The sequence below is a fragment of the Xanthomonas vesicatoria ATCC 35937 genome, assembly GCF_001908725.1.
Lineage (GTDB): Bacteria > Pseudomonadota > Gammaproteobacteria > Xanthomonadales > Xanthomonadaceae > Xanthomonas > Xanthomonas vesicatoria.
This window is the reverse complement of sequence record NZ_CP018725.1, coordinates 192153-211971: the sequence shown is the minus strand read 5'-3', so window position 1 is coordinate 211971 and position 19819 is coordinate 192153. Positions and strand designations below refer to the sequence as shown.

Sequence of the window (19819 nt, the reverse complement as noted above, 5' to 3'; positions counted from 1 at the left end):
CCGCCGATGTTGCTATGGCAGCCTTTTCAACCCAGTGCCGCAACCTGACACTCAGCCGCAACGCCCGGAGTTTCCATGAACGACAAAAGCACTGCCACCGGCACCGGTGGTGAATTCCTCAGCTTCGCCTTGGGCGAAGAACACTACGGCGTGGACATCCTGAAAGTGCAGGAAATCCGCGGCTACGATTCGGTCACCCGTCTGCCCGACGCCCCCGATTACATCAAGGGTGTGATCAATCTGCGCGGCACCATCGTGCCGGTGATCGACCTGCGTCTGAAGCTGCGCCTGAAAGAAGCGCGCTACGACGCCTTCACCGTGATGATCGTCCTTAACGTCGAAGACCGCGTCGTCGGCATCGTGGTGGACAGCGTCTCGGACGTGATCCCGCTCAACGACGACCAGATCCGTCCGACGCCTGAGTTCGGCGCTTCGGTGGACACCCGCTTCATCTCCGGCATCGGCACCCAGGACGATCGCATGCTAATCCTGCTGGATATCGAAACCTTGCTGGACAGCACCGAGCTGGGTCAGCAGCAGCTGGCTGAAGAAGCCGCCTGATTCAAAGTGGCTGGGTGCGGCGACCTGCGGTCGTCAGGGGAATGCGGTGGTCGGCAAGCGCGGCGTTGCAGCAGGTCTGCATCGTTGCCTTCGCGACACCGCAGCCCTCTGACGGCCGCAATGGTTTATGCCCAACGCGCATACCACCATCAAGTGTCGGGAGCATCCCGACACGGGACGCACCACAAAATGGAAGTGAGACGGAAATCACGTTTTTCGGATTCAAGTTGAACCTCAGTTAGCCGATAGCTGAATAGAAGCCCGCGTCCATAAACGGGTCACTGTTCGACTTTCGATTCTGGAGAATCCAAATGAAGTTCCTGCTCTCGCTCCTCCCCGTCGCTGCTCTCGTGATCGTTGCTCCCACGCTGTCGGCCCAGTCGCAGGAAATGATTCCGCCTGAGATGGCCACCCGCTTCGTCGGCAAGGACGGCATGGTGTGCGGCAAGGTCGAAAAGGCCAAGTACGCACAAAGCTCGGAGGGCGAACCGACCTTCCTGTACATGGGCGGCATGTTCCCGCGCCATACCTTCTCAGCCCGTATCGACGGCGCCAACCGCGGCAAGTTCAGCTTTGCCCCGGAATCACTGGAAGGCAAGGACGTCTGCGTCCTCGGCAAGATCCAACGCGACAGCTCGCGCGCCGAAATCGAAGTCAGTTCCCCGGCCAGCCTGAAGCTCGCCACCATCAAGTAATCGCATTGCCCATCGCCACGCCCATGCGTGGCGATGTGCTGTCTGGATTATGCGGATTTACTTCTACGGGGGAATCGTGTCAATGAAATGGATCAATAATCTGAAATTGATGCCGCGGCTGATGCTGGCGTTCGGCATCGTGCTGCTGATCATGCTGGTGCAGGGAATCATCGCGTATTCGGGCCTGGCATCGCTCAACAATGTGACCCGCGACCTGGCCGGCAACACCATGTCCAGCGTGCGCGAAGCCGGCGATCTGCGCGGCATGCTCGGCGAATACCGGAATGCGTCTTATCAAAATCTGGTGCGCGCCAGCGATGCGGTCAAGCAGGAAGCCAAGGTCCGCGCCAAGCGGCTCAACGGTGAAATCGAGGCGACGATCAAGGGTTATCCCCGCCTGATCGAAAGCCCGCAACAGAAAAAGCTTTTCGACGTATTCGTCGCCGACTGGAAAAAGGCTTCGGCCTCGTACGCCAGCGTCGATGAAATGATGGAACTCAATCTTCCCGACGACGCCATCGACACCTTCGTTGGCGAAACCCGTACCTTGCACAACAAGGCTAAGGATTCGCTGGCGGCGTTGATCGCCGAGGACAATCTGCTGGCACAGGCGGCCAAGACCAAGGCCGAAAAAGTCCACGCAACCTCGGTCACGCTGACCCTGGTGGTATTGCTGATCGGCATCGCCGGCGGCCTGGGCCTGGCGTTCCTGTTCGCCCGCTCGATCGTGCGCAGCATGCGCGGCGCGGTGAGCACCGCCACCGAAATCGCCGGCGGCAAGCTGGATGGCCAGATCAACGTGCAGGGCCAGGACGAAGTGGGCGAACTGATGCGCTCCATGCAGCGCATGCAGCGCGATCTGAAGGAGCGGATCGAACGCGACCGGAAGATCGCCGACGAGAACCTGCGCATTCGCACCGCGCTGGACAAATCGTCCACCGGCACCTTCATCACCGATCCCGACCGCGTGATGATCTACGCCAACGATGCCTTCAAGAAGATCGTGGCGCAGTACGAAAGCAGCATCCGTCTGGCATCGCCCGAGTTCGACGCGGGCAAGGTCATCGGCCAGCACATCAGCTACCTTGGCCTGTCGGATGCGACCGTGCGCAAGGCCATCGCCGCACTGGAGCGCGACGGCGTCACCAGTTTCGAAGAGCGCTTCGGCGAAGTCGTGCTGGCGCAAACCGTCACCGGCATCAAGAACGAGCAAGGTGAAACCACCGGCGAAGTCTGCGAATGGCGCGACCGCACCATCGAAGTCCAGGTTGAAGAAGAAGTCGCACGCATCGTGCGCGCCGCGGCCAGTGGCGACATGAGCGGTCGCGTCGAAACCGACGGCAAGCAAGGTTTCTTCCTGCAACTGGCGCAGCAGCTCAACGGCTTGCTGGATGCCAATGCCGGCAGCCTGGAGCAAATCTCCGCACTGCTGTCTGCGCTGTCGCGCGGCGACCTGACCGTGCGCATGCATGGCCAGTTCAGTGGCGTGTTCGCGCAGATGCGTGACGATGCCAATGCCACGGCCGAGCAATTGGCCGACATCGTCGGTCGCATCAAGCTCTCCTCCAGCGCAATCAACTCGGCAGCCGGCGAAATCGCCTCGGGCAACAGCGACCTGTCGCACCGCACCGAACAGCAGGCCGCCAACCTGGAAGAAACCGCTGCCTCGATGGAAGAGCTCACCTCCACCGTCAAGCAGAATGCCGAAAGCGCGCGTCAGGCCAATCAGCTGGCCATCGGCGCCACCGGTGTGGCTTCGCAGGGCGGCGACGTGGTATCGCAGGTGGTCACCACCATGTCCGGCATCGAAGCCTCGTCCAAGAAGATCGCCGACATCATCTCGGTCATCGACGGCATTGCGTTCCAGACCAACATCCTGGCACTGAACGCGGCGGTGGAAGCGGCACGTGCCGGCGAACAGGGCCGCGGGTTTGCGGTGGTCGCTTCCGAGGTGCGCACGTTGGCACAGCGGTCGGCCGGCGCCGCCAAGGAGATCAAGGGCCTGATCGACGACTCCGTGCACAAGGTGGCCGAAGGCTCGGCGCTGGTGCGCAAGGCCGGTGCCACCATGGCAGAAATCGTGGCCAGCGTGCAGCGTGTGACCGACATCATGGGCGAAATCTCTGCCGCCTCGCAGGAGCAGTCGACCGGTATCGAGCAGGTCAATCAGACTATCACCCAGATGGACGAGACCACCCAGCAGAATGCTGCGCTGGTGGAAGAAGCCACTGCGGCCGCCCGCTCGATGGAAGAGCAGGCCGGTCATCTGGCCGAGGCGGTGTCGGTGTTCAAGCTGGACGAGTCGGCCGCAGCTGCGCAAGCACGTGTCCGCCCGGTCGCTTCGCGTCCGGTCGCGGTCAAGACCGCGGCCAAGTCAACAGTGCGCACCGCGGCCGCGCCGGCGCGGTCGGCCAAGCCACAGGCCGCGCTGGCCGATGGCAACTGGCAACTGGCAAGAGTTCTGAGTCACTCCTGACTCACGGCTGTTGTACACGACGCCCCGCATCGCCGGGGCGTCGTGTTTCTGCCTCTCGCAATGACGGGCAGCGTTTTTCCGCCACCGGCCTTTTGCAGTCGCGTCGCTGCGTGAGGTGACACCGAACCCAGCCGCAGCTTGTCGACGATTGACGCTTCAGTTGCGTGGCCACATGGCCGATATCCAGTTATAGCTCACGACGTGTATGGATATGACGACTACGACTCCCGCCTCAGACACGCGCGAATTCGATTTCGGCGACCGCGACTTCAAGCGCGTTTGCGACCTGATTTATCAGCGCGTCGGCATTTCCCTTGCACCCGCCAAGCGCGACATGGTGTACGGCCGCCTGTCACGCCGCCTGCGCGTGCTCGGACTGCGCTCGTTTCGCGAATACATCGACCAACTGGAAGCGGGCAACGACGAAGAAGAATGGCAGGCGTTCACCAACGCGCTGACCACCAACCTGACCTCGTTCTTCCGCGAGCCCCACCACTTCGACAAGCTGCGTGAGGAATTGCAGAAGCGCGCATCACAAGCGCCCTTGAAGATCTGGTCGTGCGCCGCGTCCACCGGCGAGGAGCCCTACTCCATCGCCATCACCGCCTGCGAAGCCTTCGGTACGCTGACCCCGCCGGTGAGCATCGTCGCCACCGACGTCGACACCCAGGTGTTGGAGACCGCCTCGCGCGGCGTCTATGCCATCGACCGCGTTGCGTCGCTGGATGCGGCGATCAAGCGCAAGTACTTCCAGCGCGGCAGCGGCCCCAACGAGGGCAAGTGCCGGGTAATCCCGGCGCTGCGCCAGCTCATCGAATACCGCCCGTTGAATCTGCTGGCACCGCGGTACGACGTCGGCGGCCCGTACGCGGCGCTGTTCTGCCGCAACGTGATGATCTATTTCGACAAGCCGACCCAGCGCGGCATCCTGTCGCGTCTGGTCAGCCACATGGGCGATGACGGTCTGCTCTACACCGGGCATTCGGAGAATTACCTGCACGCAGCCGATCTGATCCAGCCGTGCGGACGCACGCTGTATCGGCGCGCCCCGCGTTCGGGGGCATCTGCATGAGTACCGCCGTGCAAGTCGACGACGTGATGCGTTACCGCGATTCGCGCTTCCAGACCATCACCGCCAAGCTGCTGCCCACCCAGTACCTGGTGGTGGACGACGACACCGCGTTGACGACCACCTTGGGATCGTGCGTTGCCGCCTGCCTGCGCGACCCGGTGCTCAAGATCGGCGGCATGAATCACTTCCTGCTGCCCGAAGGCCAGGTCGGCGACGGTGCACCAGCGCGCTACGGCAGTTATGCGATGGAGTTGCTGATCAACGACATGCTCAAGCGCGGCGCGCATCGCAAACGCATCGAAGCCAAGGTCTTCGGCGGTGCCAACGTACTCAAGGGCTTCACCAGCAATCCGGTCGGCACCCGCAACGCCGAGTTCGTGCGTCAGTACCTGCAGGCCGAACACATCCCCATCATTGCCGAAGATCTGTGCGGCATCCATCCGCGCAAGGTGTGGTTCTTCCCGACGACCGGCCGGGTAGTCGTGCAGCGCTTGCCGCACGCACACGAAGCCGAAGTTGCCGCCACAGAATCGGCCGTGCGCGCCCGTCTGTCCAAAGCACCGGTCACCGGTGGAGTGGAGTTGTTCGAATGACGCTGGAAACTCCCGTACGTGTACTGATCGTCGACGACTCGGCGGTGGTACGTCAGATGCTCACCGAAATCCTTTCGCGCGATCCCGGCATCGAAGTCATCGGCTCGGCCGCCGACCCGATCCTGGCGCGCGAGAAGATCAAACGCCTCAATCCGGACGTGATCACGCTGGATGTGGAAATGCCGCGCATGGACGGCCTGGTCTTTCTGGAAAACCTGATGCGCCTGCGCCCTACCCCGGTGGTGATGATCTCATCGCTCACCGAGCGCGGCGCCGACACCACCTTGCAGGCGTTGTCGCTGGGTGCGGTGGACTTCGTGTCCAAGCCCAAGATCGACGTCGCGCGCGGTCTGGAAGGCTATGCCGAAGAAATCGTCAACAAGGTCAAGATGGCCGCCAAGGCCAAAGTCAGCGCGCTGCATCGCCCCAGCGCGCCCAAGGTCACCCTGGACATGCAGTCCGCACCGGTACCGGGCAGCGCGCTGCGCTTCCGCACCACCGACCGCCTGATCGCCATCGGCGCTTCCGCCGGCGGCACAGAAGCGCTGCGCGTGGTACTCGAACACATGCCTGCCGATGCCCCGGCGGTGGTGATGACCCAGCATCTGCCGGCCAGTTTCAGCACTGCATTCGCCGAGCGCCTCAATCGCCATTCGGCGATGTCGGTGCGCGAGGCCAGCGATGGCGAGGCGATCCTGCCCGGCCACGCCTATGTACCGCCGGGCGGCCAGCATCTGCGCATCATCCGCGACGGTGCACGTTGGCGCTGCCGCATCGACGACGGCCCGCCGGTCAACCGCCACAAGCCGGCGGTGGATGTGCTGTTCCGCTCCGTCGCCGCCAACGCCGGCCCGAACGCTGTTGGCGCCATTCTCACAGGCATGGGCGACGACGGTGCGCGCGGCCTGCTGGAAATGCTGCAGGCCGGCGCCCCCACTCTGGTCCAGGACGAGGCCAGCAGCGTGGTTTGGGGCATGCCGGGCGCCGCCTACAAGCTCGGCGCCGCCCAGGAAGTGGTACCGCTGGACCGTGTCGCCGAGCGCCTGATCGCCCTGTCGGCACAGGCACGCTGACCGTCCATGCGCGCGCCGCCCTCGGATCCGACCGACCTGCCGCCGCATGCAGGCGCACCAGACCCTGTCACGCGCACGGGGACGGATGCGTGGGCGACAGCGGACCTGGTCGGCGATCCGTCGTCCATCGCCGCACTGGACCAAGCGCGCGCGCTCGGACCAAGCATTCCTGGCCCGGTGACCGCCGGCATGGCCAAGCCCGGCGAGCACCCGGAAGACCGTCGCTCGCGCCTGCTGGCCGAAGCGCTGGATGGCAGCAGCAGCGCCATCCTCATCTGCGATCTGCAATCGCGCCTGCTCTATGCCAACGACGGCTTCCAGCGCATGTTCGGCTACACCGAAGCCGAACTGGTCGGGCAGCGCCCGTCGGACGTGTTGACCCGCGCGCAAAGTGACCAGAGCGAAGTCTCGCGCATCCGTGATCGCGCCGATGCCTTGCAGCAAACCCGTGCCGACTTGCTGGTCTATCGCAAGGACGGTTCGCCGTTGTGGATTTCCCTCAACTTCAACCCGATCTACGACGCCAGACACAATCCATCGCACTACGTGGCGGTGCTGACCGACATCACCGACACCAAGATGCACGAGGTACTGCAGCACCGTGTGCTGGAAGCGCTCGTAAAGGAGCGCCCCCTGATCGAGGTGATGACGCTCATCTGCACGGAAGTCGAACGTATTGCACCGGAAGTGTTGGCAACCGTCATGGGCGCCGATAACCAGGGCTACCTGCATTCGTTGGCCGCGCCAAGTCTGCCGCCCGAATACGCCGATGCCGTCAACGGCCTGAAGATCGCCCCCGATGCAGGTGCCTGCGGCGCCGCTGCCTGGCGCGGCCGTGCGGTAATGGTGGAAGACATCGCGACCGACCCATTGTTTACCGCTTACCGCGACCTGCTGATCCCGATGGGCCTGCGCGCCTGCTGGAGTACGCCGATACGCTCCAACAGCTCGCGCGTGCTCGGCACCTTTGCGCTGTATTACCGCAAGCCGCAACGTGCAGACGCCTGGCACGTGCGGCTGACCGAGCTGTGTCAGCAGCTGTGCACGCTCGCGCTGGAACGCGAGCAGACCCGTCAACGCGTGCATCAGCTCGCGTTCTACGACGCGCTGACGGGCCTGCCAAACCGCATCATGTTCAGCGCGCGTGCCGAGCAAGCGTTGACCCAGGCCGAATACGCCGCCGAGCCAGCCGCGTTGATGTTCATCAACATCGACCGCTTCAAACTGATCAACGACAGTCAAGGCCATTCTGCCGGCGACGGCCTGTTGCGCGACGTCGCGCTGCGTATCGGCGAGCAGCTGGCCGCGACTGCCATGCTGGCACGCGTGGCCGGCGACGAATTCGCACTTGCCTTGCCGCAATGCAGTGCCGAGCAGGCGACCGCTGCGGCAGAACGCCTGCTGGGCAGTATTTCCAGCCCGCTGCCGGTGGGCCATATGACCGTGCATCCGTCGGCCAGCATCGGCGTGGCCATGTTTCCCGAAGACGGGCGCGACATCAATATCCTGCTGCGGCATGCCGATCTGGCAATGAATCGCGCCAAGAAGGAAGGCGGCGGACGCTTCCGTTTTTTCAGTTCTGACATGAATCGCATGGCGCAGGAGCGCGTAGCGTTGGAGGCGGAATTGCGTCAGGCCATCGGTCGCGACCAATTGCAGCTGCATTACCAGCCGCAACTGCACAGCGCCGCTCCGCATGCGTTGTACGGCGTCGAAGCCCTGCTGCGCTGGAATCATCCGCAACTCGGCACGATTTCGCCCGCACGCTTTCTGCCAGTCGCCGAAGAGCAAGGCATGATGCCGCAGCTCAATGCCTGGGTCCTGCGGCGCGCCTGCGAACAGGTCGCCGACTGGCGCAACCGCGGCGTGCCGGTCACCCGCGTCTCGGTCAACTTGTCGGCAAGCGGCTTCGAAAGCCCGCGCATGCTGCCCGACCTGCTCCGACTGATCGCAGATACCGGCGTGCAAGCCTGCGACCTGACGCTGGAATTGACCGAAAGCGTGATGCTGTCCGGCCAGCCGGGCGTGCTGGAAAATCTGCATGCCATCCGCGAAGCAGGCATCTCCTTATCGCTGGACGACTTCGGCACCGGTTATTCGAGCCTGAGCCATTTGCACCGTCTGCCGATCGACGAACTCAAATTGGACATGAGCTTCGTACGCGATATCGAACACAGCGAAGACGCACGCGCCCTCACCACGTCGGTGCTGCGCATCGGCGAGCACCTGCGCAAGCACGTTGTTGCCGAAGGCGTCGAAAACGAAGCGCAACGCCTGTTCCTGGCCGACCTTGGCTGCGAAGTCCTGCAGGGCTACCTGTTCTCGCGCCCCCTCCCGGCACCGGCGCTGGAAGCCTGGCTAAGCGCGCAACCTTAACTAGCGTAACTGCCGAACAAATACGGCTGCGAACTCCTTTCCAGCGAGGAAGGCAGGCCATGGTGGCGCAAATAATGAGCGCCTTTCCTGCAGAAAGCAGTTCTCAAGCCATCGGCGGTGAGCGCGCGCTTCAAGCCCCTCCCCCGCCAGGAGAGGGACTCAAGAACCCACGCGATTTATCCCGCGTCGGGCGAGGCCATTGCCCTCACCCCGCACGCATCAGCTCTACTTCGGCATGACCCACCGTCCGCTTCAGCCAGCCCAGCAACTGTGCGTTGACGAAGGCCGGGTTCTCCAGCGAGGTGATATGGCCTGCGTCCGGGATCAGCTCGTAATCGCAGCAGATTGCTTCGGCCATCATCCACACCTCTTCCGGCGGCCGCGCAATATCCGCCTCGCCACCGAGCAGGAAGGTGTTGGCGGGATCCAGCGCAGACATGGCATCCAGCCGGTCGGCACGGCCGAACACCAACCGGCCCAGCGGCACAATCGACGTGCGCAGCTGCTCGGCCGTCATCGCCGCCAGGCGCTGCGCGAACGCAGCCGGCAACGCCGACGTCAGATCGATGCCGGGGCGGAAGAAGAGCGGCACGATCGCCTCGATCAGCGCAGGCGTCACCTGCCCGGCCGCCTCGATCGCATCCAGCATCCCGAAATAACGCGCACGCGTGGCTTGCGGTTCGGCTCCCAGGAAAGTGTCCATCAATACCAGGCTGCGCACGCGTTCCGGCGCCATCAGGGCGAGTTCGGCGCCCCACATGCCGCCAACCGACAAGCCGACCACCGCGCACTGCGGCACCTCCAGCGTGTCCAGCAGCGCCAGCATTTGCCGGGCAAGATCGCCGATCTGCTGCGTGCCTTGCGGCAGTGGACCCGACTGGCCATGTCCCCAGAGCTCGGGAACGATGACCTGGTAGTGCCGCGACAGGGCTTGGATCTGCGGCTCCCACATGGCCGCGTCCCAGAGGTAACTGTGGCCAAGCAGCACCGGAAAGCCTTGGCCGTGTTGGGTGTAGTGCAGTGTTTGACCTGCGATCGTGCAAGTGGGCATCGGCATCGAGCGAAAGTGGGGGAAGCGGCGCAATCTAGCCCTCTTCGCATCAGATTTTTGTTGCAATGCCACACGTCAGTTAGCTGATAGTTGCTTTAACGCCCACGATCCTGCTGTCAAAAACGAAGTTATCGCCCGAAAAGCGAAATGCCCGGCAGTGCCGGGCATTTCGTCGAACGCATCGCTGCAGCAGCGGATCAGGCCGCGACGGTGTCTGCCACGTCCTGATACTCCTGGATCTGATCGAAGTTCATGTAGCGGTAGATCTGGTCGCCACTGGTCTTGATCACGCCCACATCGGCCATGTACTCCTCCTTGGTCGGGATCCGGCCCAGACGCGAGCAGATCGCCGCCAGTTCCGCCGAACCCAGGTACACATTGGTGTTGCGGCCCAGGCGATTGGGGAAGTTACGGGTCGAGGTGGAGAACACCGTGGCGCCCTCGCGTGCCTGCGCCTGATTGCCCATGCACAGCGAGCAGCCCGGCATTTCCATGCGCGCGCCGGCTGCGCCAAAGGTGCCGTAATGGCCTTCCTTGGTCAGCTCGGAGGCGTCCATCTTGGTCGGCGGAGCCACCCACAACCGGGTGGGAATGTCGCGCTTGCCTTCGAGCAACTTTGCCGCCGCACGGAAGTGACCGATGTTGGTCATGCACGAGCCGATGAACACCTCGTCGATCGCCGCACCGGCAACCTCGGACAGCGTCTTGACGTCATCCGGGTCGTTCGGGCACGCCACGATCGGCTCATGGATATCGGCCAGGTCGATTTCGATGACCGCCGCGTACTCGGCGTCGGCATCGGGCTGCAGCAGCTGCGGGTCAGCCAGCCACTCTTCCATCTTCTTGATGCGGCGGCCCAGCGTGCGCGCATCGGCGTAGCCTTCGGCAATCATCCAGCGCAGCAGGGTGATATTGCTGGTCAGGTATTCGATGATCGGCGCCTTGTCCAGGTGCACGGTGCAACCGGCCGCCGAACGCTCGGCCGAGGCATCGGACAATTCGAACGCCTGCTCCACCTTCAGGTTTGGCAAGCCTTCGATTTCCAGGATGCGGCCGGAGAAGATGTTCTTCTTGCCCTGCTTGGCCACGGTCAACAGGCCGTCTTTAATCGCGTACAGCGGGATGGCGTTAACCAGATCGCGCAGGGTCACGCCCGGCTGCATCTCGCCCTTGAAGCGCACCAGCACGCTCTCGGGCATATCCAGCGGCATCACGCCGGTGGCGGCCGCAAAGGCCACCAGGCCCGAGCCGGCCGGGAACGAAATGCCAATCGGGAAACGCGTATGCGAGTCGCCGCCGGTGCCCACGGTGTCGGGCAGCAACATGCGGTTGAGCCAGCTATGGATCACGCCATCGCCCGGACGCAGCGACACGCCACCGCGGGTGGAGATGAATTCCGGCAGGGTGTGGTGGGTCTTGACGTCCACCGGCTTCGGGTAGGCCGCGGTATGGCAGAACGACTGCATCACCAGATCGGCCGAGAAGCCCAGGCAGGCCAGGTCCTTGAGCTCGTCGCGGGTCATCGGGCCGGTGGTGTCCTGCGAGCCCACCGAGGTCATCTTCGGCTCGCAATAGGTGCCCGGGCGCATGCCTTGGCCTTCCGGCAAGCCACACGCGCGGCCAACCATCTTCTGCGCCAGCGAGAAACCCTTGCCGGTGTCCGGCGGGTCCATCGGCAGGCGGAACAGGTCCGAGGCCGGCAGGCCCAGGAACTCGCGCGCCTTGGCGGTGAGGCCACGGCCGACGATCAGCGGAATGCGGCCACCGGCGCGCACTTCGTCGAACAGCACGTCCGACTTCATCGCGAACTCGGCAATCACCTGACCATTCTTCAGCGCCTTGCCGTCGTAGGGACGCAGCTCGACCACGTCGCCGTGCTCCATCTGCGACACGTCCAGCTCGATCGGCAACGCGCCAGCGTCTTCCATCGTGTTGTAGAAGATCGGGGCGATCTTGCTGCCCAGGCACACGCCGCCGAAGCGCTTGTTCGGAATGTATGGAATGTCTTCGCCGGTCCACCACAGCACCGAGTTGGTCGCCGACTTGCGCGAGGAACCGGTACCGACCACGTCGCCCACATAAGCAACCAGATGGCCCTTGTCCTTGAGATCGGCAATGGCCTGGATCGGGCCGCGCTTGCCGTCTTCTTCCGGCACGAAGGCTGCGCCCTCGCGGGCGTTCTTCAGCATCGCCAGCGCGTGCAGCGGGATGTCCGGGCGGGTGGTCGCATCCGGGGCCGGCGACAGGTCGTCGGTGTTGGTTTCGCCCGGCACCTTGAACACGGTGACGGTCATGCTCTGCGGCACTTCCGGCTTGCTGGTGAACCACTCGGCGTCGGCCCAGCTCTGCAGCACGGCCTTGGCGTGCGCGTTGCCGGCTTCGGCCTTTTCCTGCACGTCATGGAAGGCATCGAACACCAGCAAGGTGTGCTTGAGCGCTTCGGCGGCGGTGGCGCCCAACTCGGCATTGTCCAGCAGGTCGATCAGCGGCTGGATGTTGTAGCCGCCCAGCATGGTGCCGAGCAGCTCGGTGGCACGCGTCGGGCTGATCAGTGCGGTCTTCTCGGTGCCGAAGGCCACGGCGGCCAGGTATGAAGCCTTGACCTTGGCGGCATCGTCCACGCCGGCCGGCACGCGCTGGCTCAAGAGCTCGACCAGGAAGGCGTCTTCGCCTGCCGGCGGAGCCTTCAGCAGCTCGATGACCTCGGCGGTCTGCTGCGCGGTCAGCGGCAGCGGCGGGATACCGAGCGCGGCGCGCTCTGCAACGTGGTGGCGATAGGCTTCCAACATGCGGGTTCTCCAAAGGACAGCAGTGAATGTGTAAAAACGTCAGACGTGGATCAGAAGGCGTGGATCAGGCAGCGGGCTTGGGGACGGTGATCTTCAAGCCCTTGAAGTAATCGCGGAAGAAGCCCTCGTCGCGGGTGATCAACCCGTCGCACTGCAGCATCGCGTGGGCGCCGATCAAAAAATCCGCCACCACCCGCTCGCGCTTGCCGCCACGCGCACGGAAGCGCTTGTTCATATGGCCGGCGCGCACCGCCGCCGCCTCCTGGGTGGCTTCGTAACGCACCCCGATCGAGGCCAGGGTTTCCATCAGGTCGACCTGGGTGTCCAGCATGGCCAGCACCTCGGCCACCACCGCATCGCAGACCACCACCTCGTCGCGCGCCAGCGCATCGCCGATGCAGATTTCCGACACTTCGCCGTACACCGGGTCGCCGATCAGGATGTCCAGCAATACCGAAGAATCCAGGGCGATCATGGGTCGAACGGATCCCCGGGCGCGCGGCCGCGGATGGCGCGCATGGCCTCGTCGGTGCTGGTCAGGCCATCGACCAGCGTGAACTTGCCGCGCACCTTGCGCAGCGCCTCGCTGACATCCTTACGCAAGATGATGCGCCCACCATCGAGTTCGATCTTGAGCGTGGTGCCCTTGGTCAGGCCCAGGGCATCGCGCACGGCCTTGGGCAGCGTGATCTGTCCGCGTTCGGCAACAGTGGCTTCCATGAGCATGCTCCAGAAAGTATGCACACATCATACGTACTCGGCCGCTCGTACTCAAGCAGACAGATCGACTCGGACACACCGTGCGTACACACTGAATCGCTCAGAATGAGCGCCTACCTAAAGCCTTCGACGCCATAGGAGTGATGCATGAGCGATTCCTTTTCTACCCGCACCTCGTTCGAGGTCCACGGCAAGCGCTACGACTATTACAGCCTGCCCAAACTGGGCGAGCGCTTCGATATCGCCCACCTGCCCTACTCGATGAAGATCCTGCTGGAGAACCTGCTCCGGCACGAAGACGGCGGCGTGACCGTCGGCAAGGATCACATCGAAGCAGTCGCCAAGTGGGACCCCAAGGCCGAACCGGATATCGAAATCGCCTTCATGCCCGCACGCGTGGTGCTGCAGGATTTCACGGGCGTGCCATGCGTGGTCGACCTGGCCGCGATGCGCGATGCGGTGGTCAAACTGGGCGGCAAGGCCGACCAGATCAACCCGCAGATTCCCTCCGAACTGGTCATCGACCATTCGGTGCAGGTGGACGTGTTCGGCAAGCCCGACGCGCTCGACCTAAACGGCAAGATCGAGTTCCAGCGCAACCAGGAACGCTACGGCTTCTTGCGCTGGGGCCAGAAGGCGTTCGAAAACTTCAAGGTGGTGCCGCCCAACACCGGCATCGTCCACCAGGTCAACCTGGAGAACCTCGCCCGCGTGGTGATGAGCGCAGACAAGGACGGACGCCTGATTGCCTATCCGGACACCGTGTTCGGCACCGACAGCCACACCACCATGATCAATGGTATCGGCGTGCTGGGCTGGGGCGTGGGCGGCATCGAGGCCGAGGCCGCAATGCTGGGCCAGCCCTCCTCGATGCTGATTCCGCAGGTGGTGGGCTTCAAGCTCACCGGCAAACTGCCCGAAGGCGCCACTGCCACCGATCTGGTGCTGACCGTGACCCAGATGCTGCGCAAGGCCGGCGTGGTGGGCAAGTTCGTCGAGTTCTTCGGCGAAGGCCTGCAGCACCTGCCGCTGGCCGATCGCGCCACCATCGGCAACATGGCACCGGAATACGGCGCTACCTGCGGCATCTTCCCGGTTGACGAAGAATCGCTGACCTATCTGCGCCTGTCCGGCCGCAGCGAGGAGCAGATTGCGTTGGTAGAAGCCTATGCAAAGGCGCAGGGCCTGTGGCACGACGCCACCACCCCGCCCGCGCAGTACAGCGCCACGCTGGAACTGGACATGGGCGAGGTCAAGCCGTCGCTGGCTGGCCCCAAGCGTCCGCAAGACCGCGTGCTGCTGGAAGACATGCAGCGCAACTACCGCGAAAGCCTGAAGCCGTTCGCCGAGGCGCGTAGCAAGCGGCTGGGCGACATCAAGCAGGAAGATCGGCTGAAGAACGAAGGCGGTGGTGGCACCGCGGTCGGTGCCAAGGCTGCCCACGCCGAGGGCGCGGCCGACAGCGGCGCCGGCTGGCAGCTGCGCGATGGCTCGGTGGTCATCGCCGCCATCACCTCGTGCACCAATACCTCCAACCCGGCGGTGATGCTGGGGGCGGGCCTGCTTGCACGTAACGCCGCGGCCAAGGGCTTGAAGGCGCAGCCGTGGGTCAAGACTTCACTCGGGCCGGGCTCGCGCGTGGTCACCGATTACCTGAGCAAGGCGGGCGTACTCGCCGATCTGGAAAAACTGGGCTTCTACGTGGTCGGCTACGGCTGCACCACCTGCATCGGCAACTCCGGCCCGCTGCCGGAAGACGTGTCTGCCGCGATTGCCAAGGACGACCTGGTGGTGACCTCGGTGTTGTCGGGCAACCGCAACTTCGAAGGCCGCGTGCACCCCGAAGTCAAAATGAATTACCTGGCCTCGCCGCCGTTGGTGGTCGCCTATGCGATCGCCGGCACCACCGATATCGACCTTACCACCGAACCGTTGGGCACCGGTAGCGATGGACAGCCGGTCTACCTGCGCGACATCTGGCCGAGCAACAAAGAAATCGGCGACACCATCGCCGCCACCGTCGGCCCGGAAATGTTCAAGCAGAACTACGCCGATGTGTTCAAGGGCGATACGCGCTGGAACACCATCGCCTCCCCAGATGGCGCGTTGTACGAGTGGGATGCGGCATCCACCTACATCAAGAACCCGCCCTACTTCGATGGCATGACCATGCAGGTCGGCCACGTAGATGACGTGCATGGCGCGCGGATCATGGGCCTGTTCGGCGACTCGATCACCACCGACCACATCTCCCCGGCCGGCAACATCAAGAAGGATTCGCCGGCAGGCCGTTTTCTGCAGGAACGCGGCGTGCAGCCGGCCGACTTCAACAGCTACGGCAGCCGCCGTGGCAACGACGACGTGATGGTGCGCGGCACCTTCGCCAATATCCGCATCAAGAACCTGATGTTCGGCGGCGAAGAAGGCGGCAATACGCTGTATTACCCGGCCGACGGCGGCCAACCGGAAAAGCTGGCGATCTACGATGCGGCGGTGAAATACAAGGCCGACGGCGTGCCGCTGGTGGTGCTGGCCGGCAAGGAATACGGCACCGGCTCCTCGCGCGACTGGGCGGCCAAGGGCACCAACCTGCTCGGCGTCAAGGCGGTGATCGCCGAAAGCTTCGAGCGCATCCACCGTTCCAACCTGGTCGGCATGGGGGTGCTGCCACTGCAGTTCCTGGAAAACGAAAACGCGCAGACGCTGGGTCTGGATGGTTCGGAAGTGCTGGACATCACCGGCCTGCAGGACGGCGCCAGCCGTCGCGCCACCGTCGATGCCAGGAAGTCCGACGGCAGCGTCAAGCAGTTCCAGGTGAAGGTGCTGCTGCTGACGCCCAAGGAAGTGGAGTACTTCAAGCACGGCGGCCTGCTTCAGTACGTGCTGCGCCAACTGGCTGCACGCAAGACAGCCTGATCCTTGGCGTCTGACGGTCGACCGACATTCCCGCCGATTGGCGGGAATGTCGTTTGTGGGGTCGCGCGGTTGCCGTGTACGGCGTTTTGGCGCTAGCGATCCATCGCAACGCAAGCGCCGCCATGCACCAACGCCCCAGCATGCCGGGCCACGGCGCAGGCTCTCTGTTTCGTTATCGGTGTGGCGGCGTGCCCAGCGCCCAAACGCCCTCACTGCCCCGCCGGTTCCCACTGCGCGTGATAAACCGCCCAATCACCGTCCTGCAACCGCCAGCCAGTCGTCACCCGATAGGCCTGCGCCTGCTCGGGCACCCAGCCACCGCTGCCGCCAGTGAGCAAGGCAGTGAAGCGCACGGTAGCCGTCTGCCCACGCAGCTCCACCTCCAGCGGCCCCACGGTGACGCCGATCTGCCGGTGGCCCAGCATCTGCAGCCGCATCAAGCGCCGCAACCCAGTGGCATCCAGGCCCTGCTCGCCCACGAAATCGGCGGAGACCGGTGTCATTGCCTCACCGATGTCGCGCGCCTCGATCGCCTCATGCATGTGTTGCAAGGTCGCACGCAGCCGCTGCTCCGGCGCTTCACGCGCGCAAGCGGCCAGGAGCAGCGCGCAAATGACGAGCGACCAACGCCAGTGCCATCGCCGAATATTGCCGTGCATCACGCTTCGCCTTTTCCATCCATGACGGTATGCTGCCAGTTGTTGTAGTGCCGTGGAACACACCGCGTCACGTACTAAATTCCCTGGAGGGGGGCAGATGAATCAGGCACGTCCTTGGTTGCAAAGTTATCCGGCCGGCGTTGCCGCCGAGATCGATCTGGAGCAGTTCCGCACCGTTGCCGAAGTGTTCGCAACGTCTGTCGCGCGTTTTGCCGATCGTCCCGCATATCACAGCTTTGGCAAGACCATTACCTATCGCGAAGCGGACCAACTGGTCGAACAATTCGCTGCCTATCTGCTCGGCGAGCTGCAATTGAAGAAAGGCGACCGCGTCGCCTTGATGATGCCCAACTGCCTGCAATACCCGATCGCCACCTTCGGCGTGCTGCGTGCCGGCCTGACCGTGGTCAACGTCAACCCGCTCTACACCCCGCGTGAGTTGAAGCACCAGCTGATCGACTCCGGCGCCAGCGTGCTGGTGGTCATCGACAACTTCGGTACCACCGTGCAGCAGGTCATCGCCGACACCCCGGTCAAGCAGGTGATCACCACCGGGCTGGGCGACATGCTCGGCTTCCCGAAAGCGGCGCTGGTCAACTTCGTCGTCAAGTACGTCAAGAAGCTGGTGCCCGATTACCGCATCAAGGGCGCGATCCGGTTTCGCGACGCACTGGCGCTGGGCCGCAAGCACAGCGTGCCGACGCTGCAGATCGAGCCCGATGACATCGCCTTCCTGCAGTACACCGGCGGCACCACCGGCGTGGCCAAGGGCGCGATGCTCACCCACCGCAATCTGGTGGCCAACATGCAGCAGGCCCACCAGTGGCTTGCCGGCACCGGCAAGCTGGAAGAAGGCGCCGAGGTGGTGATCACCGCGCTGCCGCTGTACCACATCTTTGCATTGACGGCCAACGGCCTGGTCTTCATGAAGATCGGCGGCTGCAATCACCTGATCAGCAATCCGCGCGACATGCCCGGCTTCGTCAAGGAATTGAAGAAGACCCGCTTCACCGCGTTTACCGGCGTCAACACCCTGTTCAACGGCCTGCTCAATACCCCCGGCTTCGATCAAATCGATTTTTCCTCGCTCAAGATGACCCTGGGTGGCGGCATGGCCGTGCAGCGCTCGGTCGCCGAACGCTGGAAAAAGGTCACCGGCCTGACCCTGGTCGAGGCCTACGGCCTGACCGAAACCTCGCCGGCCGCTTGCATTAACCCAATGGATCTGAAGGACTACAACGGCTCGATCGGCCTGCCGATTCCGTCCACCGATGCCTGCATCAAGGACGACGCTGGTGCGGAGCTGGCCGTCGGCGACATTGGCGAGCTGTGCATCAAGGGTCCGCAGGTGATGAAGGGCTATTGGAAGAAACCCGACGAAACCGCCAAGGTGATGGACGACGCCGGCTGGCTGCATACCGGCGACATTGCGCGCATGGACGAGCATGGCTTCGTCTATATCGTCGATCGCAAGAAAGACATGATTCTGGTGTCCGGTTTCAACGTCTACCCGAACGAGATCGAAGACGTGATCGCTACAATGCCCGGTGTGCTGGAAGTGGCGGCGGTCGGCGTGCCAGATGAAAAGTCCGGCGAGATCGTCAAGGTCGTCATCGTCAAGAAGGACCCTGCCCTCACGGCCGACGACGTCAAGGCGCACTGCCGGACCAATTTGACCGGTTACAAGCAGCCGCGCGTGATCGAATTCCGCAAGGAATTGCCCAAAACCAACGTCGGCAAGATCCTACGCCGCGAACTGCGGGATGCGCCCAAGGCGTAGCTCGCTTGCTGCTACCGCAGAGTTGAAGACGTTCAGTCGTCACGACGCCCGCAAAGGCCGCAAAGCCTTGCGGGCGTTCTCTTTTGCACGCATAGAATCCAATGTCGGCGCACGCTCACGCGTTCACCCTTATCTCCGTCCGCAAGGCGGCCGGCCGGACGGTCTCACGGAGAACCACCATGTCTGCAGTTCAACCCTTCACCCGCACCAGCATCGGCTCGACCCTACGCATCATCGAAGAACCGCAGCGTGACGTGTACTGGATTCATATGCATGCCGATCTGGCCCTCGCCCCGGGGCGCGCCTGCTTCTCGACCCGTCTGGTCGAGGACATCACCGGCTACCAAGCCAACCTGGGACAACGCTTGCACAGCGCTGGCGTGCTGGCGCCGCACGTGGTGCTGGCATCGGACAGCGACGTCTTCAATCTCGGTGGCGACCTGTCGTTGTTTTGCCAACTGATTCGCGAAGGCGACCGCGCACGCCTTCTCGACTACGCTCAACGTTGCGTCCGCGGCGTGCATGCCTTTCATGTCGGCCTGGGCGCGCGTGCGCACAGCATTGCGCTGGTCCAGGGCAATGCGCTGGGCGGCGGGTTCGAAGCGGCACTGAGCTGCCACACCATCATTGCCGAGGAAGGCGTAATGATGGGCCTGCCCGAAGTGTTGTTCGACCTGTTCCCAGGCATGGGCGCCTACTCCTTCATGTGCCAGCGCATCAGTGCGCAACTGGCGCAAAAAATCATGCTGGAAGGCACTCTGTACTCCGCCGAACAGCTGCTCGCCATGGGCCTGGTCGACCGCGTGGTACCGCGTGGTCAAGGCGTTGCCGCCGTAGAACAGGTGATCCGCGAGAGCAAGCGCACGCCACACGCGTGGGCGGCGATGCAACAGGTACGCGAACTGACCACCGCCGTGCCGCTTGAAGAGATGATGCGCATCACCGAAATCTGGGTGGATACCGCCATGCAACTCGGCGAGAAATCGCTGCGTACCATGGACCGCTTGGTGCGCGCGCAGTCGCGTCGCTCAGGGCTCGACGCGGGCTGATGGGCCGGC

Annotated in this window: 15 protein-coding genes; 10 read left to right on the top strand and 5 right to left on the bottom strand. The window is 63.7% G+C overall.

Annotated elements, in window-relative coordinates; all coding sequences use genetic code 11:
• Positions 1 to 75 precede the first annotated feature (75 nt).
• The 7 genes from BJD12_RS00880 to BJD12_RS00850 all read left to right on the top strand — a co-directional run bounded on the left by BJD12_RS00880 (position 76) and on the right by BJD12_RS00850 (position 8846).
• Positions 76 to 561: a chemotaxis protein CheW gene (locus BJD12_RS00880; RefSeq protein WP_005993869.1), complete on the top strand. Its 486-nt coding sequence runs from the start codon at positions 76 to 78 to the stop codon at positions 559 to 561.
• 311 nt (positions 562 to 872) lie between these two features.
• Complete coding sequence (locus BJD12_RS00875; RefSeq protein WP_005993867.1) at positions 873 to 1256, top strand: hypothetical protein; 384 nt, start codon at positions 873 to 875, stop codon at positions 1254 to 1256.
• Between the two features lie 82 nt (positions 1257 to 1338).
• On the top strand, positions 1339 to 3732 hold the full coding sequence (locus BJD12_RS00870; protein WP_042828161.1) for a methyl-accepting chemotaxis protein: 2394 nt from the start codon (positions 1339 to 1341) through the stop codon (positions 3730 to 3732).
• Between the two features lie 205 nt (positions 3733 to 3937).
• Positions 3938 to 4804, top strand: a complete 867-nt coding sequence (locus BJD12_RS00865) for a CheR family methyltransferase (protein ID WP_005993862.1) — start codon at positions 3938 to 3940, stop codon at positions 4802 to 4804.
• The gene (gene cheD, locus BJD12_RS00860; protein WP_005993860.1) at positions 4801 to 5397 is read left to right on the top strand and encodes a chemoreceptor glutamine deamidase CheD; all 597 of its coding nucleotides are present in this window, start codon (positions 4801 to 4803) and stop codon (positions 5395 to 5397) included. The genes BJD12_RS00865 and cheD overlap by 4 nt, the downstream gene beginning before the upstream one ends.
• Positions 5394 to 6470 carry a protein-glutamate methylesterase/protein-glutamine glutaminase gene (locus tag BJD12_RS00855; protein ID WP_005993857.1) on the top strand — a complete coding sequence of 359 codons (1077 nt, stop codon included), beginning with the start codon at positions 5394 to 5396 and terminating at the stop codon, positions 6468 to 6470. Before cheD ends, BJD12_RS00855 begins: the two co-directional genes overlap by 4 nt.
• Before the next feature lie 6 nt (positions 6471 to 6476).
• Positions 6477 to 8846, top strand: coding sequence for an EAL domain-containing protein (locus BJD12_RS00850; protein WP_005993855.1), 2370 nt, complete (start codon positions 6477 to 6479; stop codon positions 8844 to 8846).
• A gap of 205 nt (positions 8847 to 9051) precedes the next feature.
• Here BJD12_RS00850 and BJD12_RS00845 read toward each other — a convergent pair whose 3' ends face one another.
• The 4 genes from BJD12_RS00845 to BJD12_RS00830 form a co-directional block, all read right to left on the bottom strand.
• Complete coding sequence (locus BJD12_RS00845; RefSeq protein ID WP_005993853.1) at positions 9052 to 9897, bottom strand: alpha/beta fold hydrolase; 846 nt, start codon at positions 9895 to 9897, stop codon at positions 9052 to 9054.
• 197 nt (positions 9898 to 10094) lie between these two features.
• Positions 10095 to 12686: a bifunctional aconitate hydratase 2/2-methylisocitrate dehydratase gene (acnB, locus tag BJD12_RS00840; RefSeq protein WP_005993851.1), complete on the bottom strand. Its 2592-nt coding sequence runs from the start codon at positions 12684 to 12686 to the stop codon at positions 10095 to 10097.
• A gap of 64 nt (positions 12687 to 12750) precedes the next feature.
• Positions 12751 to 13161 (bottom strand): type II toxin-antitoxin system VapC family toxin, encoded by a 411-nt coding sequence (locus tag BJD12_RS00835; RefSeq protein ID WP_005993849.1) that lies wholly within the window; start codon positions 13159 to 13161, stop codon positions 12751 to 12753.
• Positions 13158 to 13406 carry an AbrB/MazE/SpoVT family DNA-binding domain-containing protein gene (locus BJD12_RS00830; protein ID WP_042828159.1) on the bottom strand — a complete coding sequence of 83 codons (249 nt, stop codon included), beginning with the start codon at positions 13404 to 13406 and terminating at the stop codon, positions 13158 to 13160. The genes BJD12_RS00835 and BJD12_RS00830 overlap by 4 nt, the downstream gene beginning before the upstream one ends.
• A gap of 147 nt (positions 13407 to 13553) precedes the next feature.
• Between BJD12_RS00830 and acnA the strand changes: the two genes are divergently transcribed.
• On the top strand, positions 13554 to 16322 hold the full coding sequence (acnA, locus tag BJD12_RS00825; RefSeq protein ID WP_005993844.1) for an aconitate hydratase AcnA: 2769 nt from the start codon (positions 13554 to 13556) through the stop codon (positions 16320 to 16322).
• 209 nt (positions 16323 to 16531) lie between these two features.
• Here acnA and BJD12_RS00820 read toward each other — a convergent pair whose 3' ends face one another.
• Entirely contained in the window at positions 16532 to 16981 is a 450-nt protein-coding gene (locus BJD12_RS00820; RefSeq protein ID WP_005992521.1) for a Cif family virulence factor, read from the bottom strand.
• Positions 16982 to 17078: 97 nt separating this feature from the next.
• Between BJD12_RS00820 and rpfB the strand changes: the two genes are divergently transcribed.
• Positions 17079 to 18761, top strand: coding sequence for a fatty acyl-CoA ligase RpfB (gene rpfB / locus BJD12_RS00815; RefSeq protein WP_005993842.1), 1683 nt, complete (start codon positions 17079 to 17081; stop codon positions 18759 to 18761).
• 179 nt (positions 18762 to 18940) lie between these two features.
• The gene (rpfF, locus tag BJD12_RS00810; protein WP_039421424.1) at positions 18941 to 19810 is read left to right on the top strand and encodes a diffusible signal factor synthase RpfF; all 870 of its coding nucleotides are present in this window, start codon (positions 18941 to 18943) and stop codon (positions 19808 to 19810) included.
• Positions 19811 to 19819: the final 9 nt, after the last annotated feature.